The 12960-nt window shown below is 64.2% G+C and carries 11 protein-coding genes; 9 read left to right on the top strand and 2 right to left on the bottom strand.

Annotated features, from left to right (window positions below):
* Positions 1–50: 50 nt before the first annotated feature.
* The 9 genes from ACPFMA_RS00490 (at position 51) to ACPFMA_RS00450 (ending at position 10152) form a co-directional block, all read left to right on the top strand.
* The gene (locus ACPFMA_RS00490; protein WP_009403428.1) at positions 51–1358 is read left to right on the top strand and encodes a CitMHS family transporter; all 1308 of its coding nucleotides are present in this window, start codon (positions 51–53) and stop codon (positions 1356–1358) included.
* Between the two features lie 70 nt (positions 1359–1428).
* Positions 1429–2163, top strand: coding sequence for a TerC family protein (locus tag ACPFMA_RS00485; protein ID WP_009403423.1), 735 nt, complete (start codon positions 1429–1431; stop codon positions 2161–2163).
* A gap of 235 nt (positions 2164–2398) precedes the next feature.
* Positions 2399–4057, top strand: coding sequence for a Na/Pi cotransporter family protein (locus tag ACPFMA_RS00480; protein WP_009403422.1), 1659 nt, complete (start codon positions 2399–2401; stop codon positions 4055–4057).
* A 37-nt stretch (positions 4058–4094) separates the two neighbouring features.
* A complete protein-coding gene (locus ACPFMA_RS00475) occupies positions 4095–5468 on the top strand; it encodes a M16 family metallopeptidase (RefSeq protein ID WP_420058539.1) in 1374 nt (457 codons plus the stop codon).
* Positions 5469–5599: 131 nt separating this feature from the next.
* Positions 5600–6622, top strand: a complete 1023-nt coding sequence (locus tag ACPFMA_RS00470; RefSeq protein ID WP_064303902.1) for a DUF5924 family protein — start codon at positions 5600–5602, stop codon at positions 6620–6622.
* Positions 6623–6661: 39 nt separating this feature from the next.
* Complete coding sequence (locus ACPFMA_RS00465; RefSeq protein ID WP_009403414.1) at positions 6662–7804, top strand: ABC transporter permease; 1143 nt, start codon at positions 6662–6664, stop codon at positions 7802–7804.
* Positions 7801–8598 carry an ABC transporter ATP-binding protein gene (locus tag ACPFMA_RS00460; RefSeq protein WP_009403413.1) on the top strand — a complete coding sequence of 266 codons (798 nt, stop codon included), beginning with the start codon at positions 7801–7803 and terminating at the stop codon, positions 8596–8598. The genes ACPFMA_RS00465 and ACPFMA_RS00460 overlap by 4 nt, the downstream gene beginning before the upstream one ends.
* Before the next feature lies 1 nt (position 8599).
* On the top strand, positions 8600–9538 hold the full coding sequence (locus ACPFMA_RS00455; RefSeq protein WP_009403412.1) for an MlaD family protein: 939 nt from the start codon (positions 8600–8602) through the stop codon (positions 9536–9538).
* Positions 9535–10152 (top strand): ABC-type transport auxiliary lipoprotein family protein, encoded by a 618-nt coding sequence (locus ACPFMA_RS00450; protein WP_064303904.1) that lies wholly within the window; start codon positions 9535–9537, stop codon positions 10150–10152. Before ACPFMA_RS00455 ends, ACPFMA_RS00450 begins: the two co-directional genes overlap by 4 nt.
* Here ACPFMA_RS00450 and ACPFMA_RS00445 read toward each other — a convergent pair.
* Positions 10134–11363, bottom strand: a complete 1230-nt coding sequence (locus ACPFMA_RS00445; protein WP_425929499.1) for a nucleoside recognition domain-containing protein — start codon at positions 11361–11363, stop codon at positions 10134–10136. The two genes, ACPFMA_RS00450 and ACPFMA_RS00445, sit on opposite strands and share 19 nt — an antisense overlap.
* A gap of 218 nt (positions 11364–11581) precedes the next feature.
* Positions 11582–12913 (bottom strand): glutamate/aspartate:proton symporter GltP, encoded by a 1332-nt coding sequence (gene gltP, locus ACPFMA_RS00440; protein ID WP_064303906.1) that lies wholly within the window; start codon positions 12911–12913, stop codon positions 11582–11584.
* Between the last annotated feature and the right edge of the window lie 47 nt (positions 12914–12960).

The raw sequence follows: 12960 nt of genomic DNA, 5'->3' as shown, positions 1-12960 counted from the left end.
GATCCGTCCGTTTCGTCCCGTCCCGACGCACCTACGCCTGGAGTACCCCCATGCTGACCTTCCTCGGCTTCGCCATGGTCATCACCTTCATGTACCTGATCATGACCAAGCGCCTGTCGGCCTTGATCGCGCTGATCCTGGTACCGATCCTGTTCGCCCTGTTCGGCGGCTTTTCCAGCAAGATCGGCCCGATGATGCTGGAGGGCATCAGCAAGCTGGCGCCTACTGGCGTGATGCTGATGTTCGCCATCCTGTATTTCGCCCTGATGATCGACTCCGGCCTGTTCGATCCGGCCGTGCGCAAGATCCTCAAGCTGGTCAAGGGCGATCCGCTGAAAGTCTCGGTCGGCACTGCCGTGCTGGCCCTGGTCGTGTCCCTCGATGGTGACGGCGCGACCACCTACATGATCTGCTGCGCCGCCATGCTGCCTCTCTACAGCCGCCTGGGCATGAGCCCGCGGATCATGGCCGGCCTGATCATCCTGGCCGGCGGGGTGATGAACATGACCCCCTGGGGCGGCCCGACCGCCCGTGCCGCCAGCGCCCTGCATGTAGACCCTTCGGACATCTTCGTGCCGATGATCCCGGCCATGCTCGCCGGTGTCGCCGCCATCCTGGTGATCGCCTACTGGTACGGCAAGCGCGAGCGTGCCCGCCTCGGTGAGCTGCACTTGCCGGGCGACGAGATCGACCACAGCGAAATCTCCGTGTCCCAGTACCCGGATGCCCGCCGTCCGAAGCTGCTGTGGTTCAACGGCGCCCTGACCGCAGCGCTGATGGCCGCGTTGATCGCCGGCCTGCTGCCGCTGCCGGTGCTGTTCATGATCGCCTTCAGTATCGCCATGATCGTCAACTATCCCTGCCTGCAGCAGCAGAAGGACCGTATCGCCGCCCACGCCGGCAGCGTCCTGGCGGTGACCGGCCTGATCTTCGCCGCAGGTATCTTCACCGGCATCCTGTCGGGCACCGGCATGGTCGACGCCATGTCCAAGAGCCTGCTGGCAGTGATCCCGGATGCACTGGGCCCGTACCTGGCGGTGATCACGGCGATCGTGAGCATGCCGTTCACCTTCTTCATGTCCAACGATGCCTTCTACTACGGGGTACTGCCGGTGCTTTCAGAAGCCGCCAGCCACTACGGCATCTCGCCAGTGGAAATGGCCCGCGCTTCGATCGTCGGACAGCCGGTACACCTGCTCAGCCCGCTGGTTCCATCGACCTACCTGCTGGTGGCCCTGGCCGGTATCGAGTTCGGCGATCACCAGCGCTTCACGCTCAAGTGGGCGGTACTGGTCTGCCTGTGCATAATGTTCGCCGCGCTGCTCATGGGAATTTTTCCGCTGTTCAGCAGCCTCTAAGTAAACGGGATTCAACCAACCTGTCGCGCGCCGCTGCGGTGCGCGACGCTTTACGCTCGAAGGAACACACATGGAATGGCTGACCAACCCGGAAATCTGGGTTGCCCTCTTTACCCTGACTGCACTCGAGATCGTGCTGGGCATCGATAACATCATCATGATCTCGATCCTGGTCAGCCGCATGCCCAAGCACATGCAGCAACGCACGCGGATCTTCGGCCTGGCCCTGGCCATGGTCACGCGGATCCTGTTGTTGCTGTCGATTACCTGGGTCATGCGCCTGACCGACGATCTGTTCGTGGTCTTCGACCAGGGCATCTCGGGGCGCGACCTGATCCTGTTCTGTGGCGGCCTGTTCCTGTTGTGGAAAAGCTCGCAGGAAATCTTCCACGGCCTGGAAGGCGAGGAAGAGAGCAACGAGGAGCCGGCCGGCGGAGCAGGGGGCAAGTTCCTGTTCACCATCGTGCAGATCGCGATCATCGATATCGTGTTCTCCCTGGACTCGGTGATCACCGCCGTGGGCATGGTGTCCCATGTTCCGGTAATGATCGCCGCGATCGTCATCGCCGTACTGGTGATGATGCTCTGCGCCAAGGCCATCAGCGAATTCATCGACAAGCATCCGTCGCTGAAGATGCTCGCCCTGTCGTTCCTGATGGTGGTGGGTACCGTGCTGATCGCCGAAGCTTTCGACGTACATGTGCCGAAGGGTTACGTCTACTTCGCCATGGCCTTCTCCCTGGCGGTGGAAACAATCAACATCCGCATGCGCACGGCCATTGCGAAAAAGCGTGGCGAGCAATAAGCCGACGCGGTGAAACTTCGCGCAGGCATCCCGGGTCAGTAATACTGGCCCGTCACTGAATCAAGGCCCCCGTCGGGGCCTTTTTTCATTCCAGGTCGTGGCAAAACCGCTGGCGCCATGGCTTTCAGCGGGCTAAAGCTTAAAGGGAGCACTGGAAAAAACCGCCGTATTCACGGCCAGGCTCCGAGCGTCGTTCATTTTGTCCCCATGGGGCACCGCAAACAGGGGGCCCAGCATGCTGACCCTGCTCAATCTATTGTCAGCCGTCGCCCTGCTGATCTGGGGCACGCACATCGTCCGGACCGGGATCCTGAGGGTCTACGGCTCCAACCTGCGCCGGGTCATTGGCCAGAACATGGCACGCAGGCCGCTGGCCTTCATTGCCGGCATCCTGGTCACGGCCATGGTGCAAAGCAGCAACGCCACGGCCATGCTGGTGACCTCGTTCGTCGGCCAGGGCCTGATGGCGCTGACCCCGGCCTTGGCGATCATGCTTGGCGCCGACGTCGGTACCGCGCTGATGGCCCGGGTGCTGACCCTCGACCTGTCGTGGCTGTCGCCGCTGCTGATTTTCCTCGGGGTGATCTTCTTCCTCTCGCGCAAGCAGACCCGCGCCGGCCAGCTTGGTCGCGTCGGAATCGGCCTGGGCCTGATCATCCTTGCCCTGCAACTGATCGTCGAAGCCGCCACCCCGATCACCACGGCCCAGGGCGTGAAGGTGCTGTTCGCCTCGTTGACCGGCGATATCCTCCTCGATGCCCTGATTGGCGCATTGTTCGCCATGGTGTCCTACTCCAGCCTGGCCGCCGTGCTGCTCACCGCGACCCTGGCCGGTGCCGGGGTGATCGGGCTGCCGGTGGCGATCGGCCTGGTGATCGGCGCCAATATCGGCAGCGGCCTGCTGGCTTTCATCAGCACCAGCATGCAGAACACTGCCGGGCGCCAGGTGGCCCTGGGCAGCCTGCTGTACAAGCTGTTGGGGCTGCTGATCACCATTCCGCTGCTGCACCCCCTGGTCGACTGGATGGACAGCCTGAGTTTTCGTCCGCAGGAGCTGGTGATCGGTTTCCACCTGCTCTACAACACCCTGCGTTGCCTGACCCTGCTGCCCACCGTCAACCTCATGGCCAAGGCCTGCACCTGGCTGATGCCGGACCGCCCGGACACCAATGGCCGCACCGCCCCGCGCCACCTCGACCCGGCCGCCCTGGCGACCCCGAGCCTGGCCCTGGCCAACGCCGTGCGCGAAACCCTGCGTCTCGGTGATCTGGTCGACAGCATGCTGGAAGCCATGAACGGCGTACTGCGGGGCACCAAGACCACGGTATCGCAGGAGATGCGCAGCCTTAGCGAAGATATCGAGGCGCTGTACAACGCGATCAAGCTGTACCTGGCGCAGATGCCCCGGGAAGACCTCAGCGAACAGGACAGCCAGCGCTGGGCCGAGATCATCGAGCTGGCCCTTAACCTGAAGATGGCCAGCAACCTGATCGAACGCATGCTGCGCAAGATCCAGCAGCAGAAGACCTCGCAGCGCCGCGAGTTCTCCGAGGTCGGCCTGGAGGAACTGACCGGCCTGCATGCCCAGTTGCTGGCCAACCTGCGCCTCGGCCTTTCGGTATTCCTCAGCGCCGACCCGGAGAGCGCGCGCCAGTTGCTACGGGAAAAACGCCGCTTCCGCGCCCAGGAGCGACGCCTGGCCCATGCCCACGTCAGCCGCCTGCAGCGCAAGGTGGTGCAAAGCATCGAGACCAGCGCCCTGCACCTGGAATTGATCGCGGACATGAAAAGATTGAATTCATTGTTCTGTAGCAGTGCCTATGTGGTACTCGGGGGTAACGACACTGGCGGTCTGCTGATCGACAGCGTACCGGATGAAATCCACTCACCGTGACCCCGTACCGCATCGACCTGGTTCAAGGAAGTTCTGCATGCGTTGCCTGATATTCGTCTGCCTGCTGCTGGGTTGTACCCCCGGCTTTGCCCTCGATCGCAACCAGGTCGAGGGGTATCTGCTGCCCAACGGGCTGCAGGTGCTGCTCAAGCCCGGTTATGAACGGGATCATGTATCGATCCGCTTGGTGGTCGGGGTCGGCCTCGACGATTTCCCGTGCGAGCAGAAAGAGCTGCCCCATCTGCTCGAACACCTGCTGTTCAGCGGGATCGACGACAGCGGCGAAGGTGGCCTGGAAAAGCGCATGCAGGCCCTTGGCGGGGAGTGGAACGCCTACACCAGCAACACCGATACCACCTTCGTCATCGAGGCCCCGGCGCGCAACCAGCGCAAGGTTCTCGACCTGCTGCTGGCGATCCTCCAGCGCACCCGGATCGACGAGCAGGCCGTGGCGCAGTCCAAGCGCATCATCGAGCGGGAGGACGGCGGGCATTACTCTCATCTGCAACGCTGGCTCGATCGCCAGGACATCGGCCAGCGCGCCAGCAGCCAACTGGCGATAGAACTGGGGCTCAAGTGCGCCGAACGCTCCGATATCCACGCCATGACCCTGGACCAGGTCGAGGAAATCCGCAAAGGCTGGTACGTGCCGAACAACATGACCCTGATCGTCGTGGGTGGTCTCGACCGGGTCCTGCCGGCCTATCTGGAGCGTGCCTGGGGCGAGCTGGAGCCCGGCGAGCCTGCCGAGCGCCGGACGCTCGATGGCGTCACGCGCCAGGCCGAGAGCAATCGCACCCTGGTCCGCGGCGTGCTGGGCAACAGTGCGCGGCTGAGCTGGCTGTTCCTCGAACCTGTCCTGGACAACGAACACGACGAAACCCTGGAGCTGCTGCAGCGCTACCTGGACTGGGCGTTGTACAGCGAACTGCGGCTTGAGCACGGGCTGTCGTACGGGCCATGGAGCCAGCGCGAAAGCTTCGGCGACAGCGGCATGCTCAGCCTGAATGCCGATTTGGAACGAGACCAGGTGGAAGACGCAGAAAAGGTCATGAAGGCAATGATCGAGCGCCTGCGCAAGGAAGGGCTGGATCCGGCGACCTTCGAGCGGGTCAAGGCGGCGGCGATTGCCCGGGAAGCCTGGACGACCCAGGGCAACAGCGCACTGGCGGATTACTACTGGGGCGCCTTGAACAGCTATGCCGATGGCAGGTTCGTCGATCCGGCGCAGCGGCTGCGCGGGGTGAGCCTGGACGAGGCCAACCAGGCGATGCGTGAAGTGTTCAAGGAAGCCGGATGGGTGAGGGTGGAAAAGCCGTTGCTCGGGTATGACGAACTGTTCTGGATCGGCGTGTTGGGGGTTGTGCTGGTCGTGGTCGGGGCTGGGGTCTGGTATCGGCGGCGGGCTTGAGGGCCTCATCGCTGGCAAGCCAGCTCCCACACGGACCCTGTGGGAGCTGGCTTGCCAGCGGTGAGGCCCGAACAGGCAAAAACCAAGGTATCCTTGTAACCGTATTTTTCAGCCTCAGCGAACACCCCAACATGCCAATCTACATCCAGCGCATCATCGAGCTGATCAAGCGCTACCCCGGGGTCATCGCACTTGGCGGTTTCGTTTCCGGTATCGGCAGTTTCATCCTGGTCGATCGCCAGGAGAGCCTGGCCAGCTGGGTGGCGATCCTGATGCTGGTGAGCTGGGTCTGGCTGATGCTGGAAAACACCTTCACCGAATTCTTCGCCCGCATCTTCAAGCGCGAGATCCCGCAGCCGCTGTTGCGCTACGCGACGCAGATGATCCACCAGGAAAGCCTGTTCTTCGTCCTGCCGTTCTTCTTCGTTACCACCACCTGGAACAGCGGCCAGGCGATCTTCACCGGGTTGCTCGGCGCTGCCGGGCTGGTGTCGATCATCGACCCGCTCTACTACAAATGGGTCGCACCACGGCGCTGGCTGTTCCTCGCCCTGCATACCCTGACCCTGTTCGCCGCGATGCTCACGGCGCTGCCGATCATCCTCCACCTGACCACCGCCGAGAGCTTCAAGCTCGCCCTCGGCGTCGCCATGCTGCTGTCCTTCCCCAGCCTGATCAGCAGCTTCCCGGTCAATACCGCGCGACGCGCCATCGCCCTGGTGCTGGTGACCCTGGCCATCGGCGGCGCCGGCTGGCTGCTGCGCTCCTGGGTACCGCCAGCGACCTTGTGGATGACCGAGGTCGCGATCACCACCGATGTCCGCGACCGCACCCCGAGCGAGAGCCTCAGGGAGGTCAACGCCAGCCAGATCCGCAGCGCCGGGCTGTACGCCTACACCGCGATCAAGGCGCCGCGCGGGCTGAACGAGCGGATCTACCACGTCTGGCAACTCAACGGCAAAGAAGTGGACCGCATCGCCCTGAACATCAACGGTGGGCGCAAGGAAGGTTATCGCGCCTGGACCCACAAGCAGGTGTTCCCGGCCAACCCGGTCGGGCGCTGGCAAGTGCGGGTGCTGACCGAGGACGGCCAGGTGATCGGTGTGCTGCGCTTCCGGGTTGTGGACGACGGTCAAGCAGCGGCGGCACAGTGACGCTATGCTGTGCGGCGCATCCAGGGATAGACGCAGCCCATGACCAGCACTTCCAGCCCCGCCAATGTCACGCTCGATACCAGCCAGAACCCGGCCTGCCTGCGCCTGGACGGTGACTGGACGCTGCCCCACTATGCCGGCCTCAAGCACGCCATCGCCGCCTTGAGTGGCCAATACGACCAGACCACCCGCATCGACCTGGACCGGCTCGGCAAGCTCGACACAGCCGGCGCCTCGCTGCTCGTCGAGCTGCTGGGCCCGGCCCGGGTGGCGCAACTGGACCAGTGCAATGCACTGCCCGAGGCCAGCCGCCATCTGGTGCGCAGCGTGCAGGCCTCGCTGACCGAGTTCTGCATCCCGCCCCGCGTCCCGCAAGTGCCGGTGCTGACCCAGTTGATGGCGCGCATCGGCTGCGCCGTGGATACCCTTTGGCAGGACTCGCGCCAGCTTCTCGGCTTCATCGGCCTGATCGTCACCACCCTGGCGCGCCGGGCCCTGCAGCCCAGGCGCTGGCGCATGACCTCGGTGGTCGCCCATATCGAGCAGACCGGCCTCGACGCCGCGCCCATCGTCGCCCTGCTGACCTTCCTGGTCGGCGCGGTGGTGGCCTTTCTCGGCGCCACGGTACTGGCCAGCTTCGGCGCGAGCATCTTTACCGTGGACCTGGTGGCGTTCTCCTTCCTTCGCGAATTCGGCGTGCTGCTGACCGCCATCCTCATGGCCGGGCGCACCGCCAGCGCCTTTACCGCACAGATCGGTTCGATGAAGGCCAACGAGGAAGTGGACGCGATCCGCACCCTCGGCCTCGACCCGGTGGAGCTGCTGGTGATCCCGCGGGTGCTGGCCCTGCTGATTTCCCTGCCGTTGCTGACCTTCCTCGCCATGATCTGCGGCATCGTTGGCGGTGGTGTGGTCTGTGCGCTGTCGCTGGATATCTCGCCGGCCATGTTCCTGTCGCTGCTGGAGGACGATATCGGTGTGCAGCATTTCCTGGTCGGCCTGGCAAAGGCGCCGTTCTTCGCCTTCCTGATCGCCTCCATAGGCTGCCTGGAAGGCTTCAAGGTCAGTGGCAGCGCCGAGTCGGTCGGTGCCCACACCACCTCGGCGGTGGTGCAGTCGATCTTCGTGGTGATCATGCTCGACGCCGTGGCTGCGCTGTTCTTCATGGAGATGGGCTGGTGAGCCGGGCAGACGACCGCGAGGCGGTCATCCAGGTGCGCGGCCTGTGCAACCGCTTCGGCGCACAAAGCGTGCACGAACAGCTCGACCTCGACCTGTACCGCGGCGAGATCCTTTCCGTGGTCGGTGGATCGGGCAGCGGCAAGTCGGTGCTGCTGCGCAGCATCATCGGCCTGCGCCGGCCCAACGAGGGCACGGTGAAGGTGTTCGGCCAGGACCTGCTGGAGGCCAATCCGACCGAGCGCTCGCTGATCGAACGACGCTTCGGCGTGCTGTTCCAGAAGGGCGCGCTGTTTTCCTCGCTGACTGTGACCGAGAACGTCGCCCTGCCACTGATCGAGCATGCCGGCCTGAGCCGCGACGATGCCGAGCACCTTGCCGGGGTCAAGCTGGCCCTGGCCGGCCTGCCGCAGTCGGCGGCGGACAAATACCCGGCCTCGCTGTCCGGCGGCATGATCAAGCGCGCCGCCCTGGCCCGCGCTCTGGCGCTGGACCCGGACATCCTGTTCCTCGACGAGCCCACCGCCGGCCTCGACCCCATCGGTGCAGCGGCCTTCGACCAGTTGATCCTGACCCTGCGCGATGCCCTGGGCCTGAGCGTGTTCCTCATTACCCACGACCTCGACACCCTCTACACCATCAGCGACCGGGTCGCGGTACTGGCGCAGAAGAAAGTCCTGGTGGCCGCCCCCATCGACGAAGTGGCCGGCTACGACGAGCCGTGGATCCACGAATATTTCCATGGCCCGCGTGGCCGTGCGGCGCTCGATGCCGCCTCAGCGCTGAAGGAGAAGTGAGATGGAGCCCCGTGCGCACCATGTAATGATCGGAATGGTCACCGTGCTGGTGGTCGCCGCCGCCATGCTGTTCGGCCTGTGGCTGGCCAAGGCCAGCGTCGATGCCACCTTCAAGGACTACGAGGTGGTCTTCAACGAGGCGGTGACCGGCCTGTCCAAGGGCAGCGCCGTGCAATACAGCGGGATCAAGGTCGGCGATGTGATCAGCCTGCGCCTCGACCCCGAGGACCCACGCCGGGTCTTGGCGCATATCCGCCTCAACGCCGAGACCCCGATCAAGCAGGACACCCAGGCCAAGCTGACCCTGACCGGCGTCACCGGCACCTCGCTGATCCAGCTCAGCGGCGGCACCCCGGAAAGCCCGCCGCTGGTGGGCAAGGGCGGCAAGCTGCCGGTGATCGTCGCCTCGCCATCGCCCATCGCCCGCCTGCTGACCAACAGTAGCGACCTGGTGACCAACATCAACCTGCTGCTGCACAACGCCAACCGGCTGTTCTCCGAGGACAACGTCAACCGCCTGAGCGCCACCCTGGAGAACCTGGAGCAGACCACCGGCGCGGTTTCCGCCCAACGCGAGGACATCAGCCTGGCGATCAAGCAGATGGCGACCCTCGGCCAGCAGGCGGGCGCCGCCCTGCAACAGACCGGCGACCTGATGCGTAACGCCAATCAACTCCTGGCCAAGCGCGGGCCGGATATCTTCGACAGCGCCGACCAGACCATGCAATCCCTGGCCCGAAGCACCGCGACCCTCAACGCCATGCTGGAAAGCAACCGCGACGCCATCGACAGCGGCGCCCAGGGCTTCCGCGACCTGTCCCCGGCGATCCGTGAACTGCGCGACACCCTCAATTCCCTCAAGGCCATTTCCCGCCGCCTTGAAGCCAACCCCAGCGGCTACCTGCTCGGCCGTGACCAAAGCAAGGAGTTCGAGCCATGAGACTCGCCAGCCGTCTGTCCCTGGCCCTGCTGATCAGCCTGAGCGGTGCCTGCTCGATCCTGCCCAAGGCGGAGAACGCCGAGGTCTATCGCCTGCCGGCGCATACCGCGCAATCCAGTGCGGCGCCAGTCAGCTGGTCGCTGCGGGTGAACAAGCCGATCACCAGCGACGCGCTGGACATGCCGCGCATCGCCGTGGTGCCGCAGGGCAACGTGATCAGCACCTACAAGGGCGCACGCTGGACCGACCCGGCCCCGGCGCTGTTGCGTAATCGCATCCTCGACGCCTTCCAGCGCGACGGCCGGGTACCGCGCCTGAGCGCCGATGACAGCAACCTGCAATCGGATTTCGAGCTGGCTGGCGAGCTGCAGGCGTTCCAGAGCGAATACACGGCGCAGGGCGTCGAGGCGGTGATTCGCCTGGATGCGCGGCTGGTGGACGGGCGCACCCAGCGCATCCTGGTCAGCCGGCGCTTCGAGGTGCGCCAGGTGCTGGGCGACAAGAACGTGCCGACGGTGGTCGCCGGCCTTGGCCAGGCGACCGACAAGGCCATGGCGCAACTGCTGGACTGGACCGTGGCCCAGGCCAGCCGGTATCAGCCGAAAAACCAGTAGCACACGCCGATGGCGCCCAGCACGCCGGCCAGCTCGGCAAGCAGGGCGCAGCCCACGGCGTGCCGGGTGCGCTGGATGCCGACGGCGCCGAAATACACCGCCAGCACATAGAAGGTGGTTTCCGTGCTGCCCTGCACGGTGGCTGCGACCAGCGCCGGGAAGCTGTCGACGCCGTGGGTCTGCATGGTTTCGATCAACATCGCCCGCGCAGCGCTGCCGGAGAACGGCTTGACCATCGCGGTAGGCAGGGCATCGACGAACCGGGTGTCCCAGCCGAGCCATTCCACCGTGTGGCGAATGCCCTCCAGGCCGAACTCCAGGGCCCCGGACGCGCGCAGCACGCCAACGGCGCACAGCATGGCGACCAGGTACGGCAGCAGGTTCTTCGCCACATCGAAGCCTTCCTTCGCCCCCTCGACGAAGGTTTCGTACACCTTCACTTTCTTCAGCGCACCGATCAGCAGGAACAGGATGATCAGGCCGAACAGGGTCAGGTTGCCGAGGATCGACGACAGGCTGGCCAGGGCGCTGGCCGACAGCCCGGCGAGGATGGCCATGAAGCCACCGAGCAGCAGCGCACCGGGAATCAAGTAGGCGAGCACAACCGGGTCCCACAGGCGCAGGCGCTGGACGATGGCCACCGAGAGCAGGCCGACCAGGGTCGAGCAACTGGTGGCGAGCAGGATCGGCAGGAACACCAGGGTCGGGTCCATCGCGCCTTGCTGGGCGCGGTACATGAAGATGGTCACCGGCAACAGGGTCAGGGACGAGGCATTGAGCACCAGGAACAGGATCTGCGCGTTGCTCGCCGTGGTCGGGCTCGGGTTCAGTTCCTGCAGGGCGCGCATGGCCTTGAGGCCGATTGGGGTGGCAGCGTTGTCCAGGCCCAGGCCATTGGCGGCGAAGTTCAGGGTGATCAGGCCGAGGGCGGGATGGCCCGGCGGGACTTCCGGCATCAGGCGGCGGAACAGCGGGCCGAGGACCTTGGCCAGCCATTCGACGATACCGGCCTGCTCGGCGATCTTGAGAAAGCCCAGCCACAGCGTCAGGGTGCCGAACAGCAGGACCATCACTTCCACCGAGAGCTTGGCCATGGCGAAGATGCTTTCCACCATCGCCGCGAAGATCCCGGCATTACCGCCTACCAGCCATTGCCCCAGCGCCGAAATGGCCGCCACCACGAAGAAACCAAGCCAAAGGCCGTTGAGCATCCGAACGAACTCCCCTCAAAGATGGGCTGAATGATAGGCGGAGTCGTCACTCGAAGCCATGACGCGAACCCTGTGGGAGCGGGTTCACCCGCGATTGCGGTAGTGGATTCACCATCGCAATCGCGGGTAAACCCGCTCCCACAGGGTCCGTGTTGCGGCGGCTGGATGTGAAAAAGCCCCGACAATGCGGGGCTTTTTCATTCGGCGCGGTACAGGACTCAGGAGTTGACGGTCTTGCCCGCCACCGCCGCTTCCTTGCTGCGCCAGTGTGGCAGGGAGTTCCAGTACTTCTGGCCTTTTTCGGCGTCGTACATGCCTTCCCAACGAGCGATCACCAGCACCGCCAGGGCATTGCCGATCACGTTCAGGGCGGTACGCGCCATGTCCATGATGCGGTCGACACCGGCGATGAAGGCCAGGCCTTCCAGCGGAATGCCGACACTGCCCAGGGTCGCCAGCAGTACCACGAAGGACACGCCCGGCACGCCGGCGATACCTTTCGACGTGACCATCAGGGTCAGCACCAGCAGCAGTTGCTGGCTGATCGATAGGTCGATGCCGTACAGCTGGGCAATGAAGATCGCCGCGATGCTCTGGTACAGGGTGGAACCGTCGAGGTTGAAGGAGTAGCCGGTCGGCACCACGAAGCTGCAGATGGCCTTTGGCGCACCGTAGGCTTCCATCTTCTCGATGACCCGCGGCAGCACGGTTTCAGAGCTTGCGGTGGAGTAGGCCAGGACCAGTTCGTCCTTGAAGATGCGCATCAGCTTGATGATCGAGAAGCCGAACAGCCGCGCCACCAGGCCCAGCACCATGAAGGCGAAGAAGGCGATGGCGAAGTACACCAGCAACACCAGCTTGGCCAGCGGCAGCAGCGAGGCGAAGCCGAAGTTGGCGACCGTCACGGCGATCAGCGCAAATACGCCGATAGGGGCGTAGTTCATGATCATGTGGGTGACCTTGAACATGGCTTCGGAAACGCCCTGGAAGGTCTTGACCAGCGGGTCGCGGATGTCCGCGTTGAGGCTCGACAGGCCCAGGCCGAACAGTACCGAGAAGAAGATGATCGGCAGCATTTCACCGCGCATCAGCGCCGCGAAGATGTTCGACGGGATCAGGTTGAGGATGGTTTCGATGAACGCATGCTCGTGCTGCACCTCGGCCGCTGTGGCCTGGTACTTGGAGATATCCACGGTGCCCAGGGTGCTCATGTCGATGCCGGCGCCCGGGTGGAACAGGTTGGCCAGGACCAGGCCGACGACGATGGCGATGGTGGTCACCACCTCGAAATAGATGATGGTCTTGAGGCCGATACTGCCAAGTTTTTTCGCATCGCCAACCCCGGCGATACCCACGATCAGCGACGAAATCACGATCGGGATGACGATCATCTTGATCAGGCGAATGAAGATGTCACCGGCGGGCTGCAGCACGTTGCTGATCCACCATGCCTTTTCTGCACTGAAATGATTCAGCAAGGCGCCGATGGCGATACCCAGTACCAGACCGATAAGGATCTGCCAGGCGAGGCTCAGTTTTGCCTTCTTCATGTCTTTACCTTTTTGTTCAAGTGGACACGGGCATTGCGCTGTAACCG

It is taken from the genome of Pseudomonas sp. NyZ201, from assembly GCF_049860765.1.
Classification (GTDB): Bacteria; Pseudomonadota; Gammaproteobacteria; order Pseudomonadales; family Pseudomonadaceae; genus Aquipseudomonas; species Aquipseudomonas bharatica.
The sequence above is the reverse complement of the archived record's forward strand: the minus strand, read 5'-3'. Positions and strand labels throughout refer to the sequence as shown.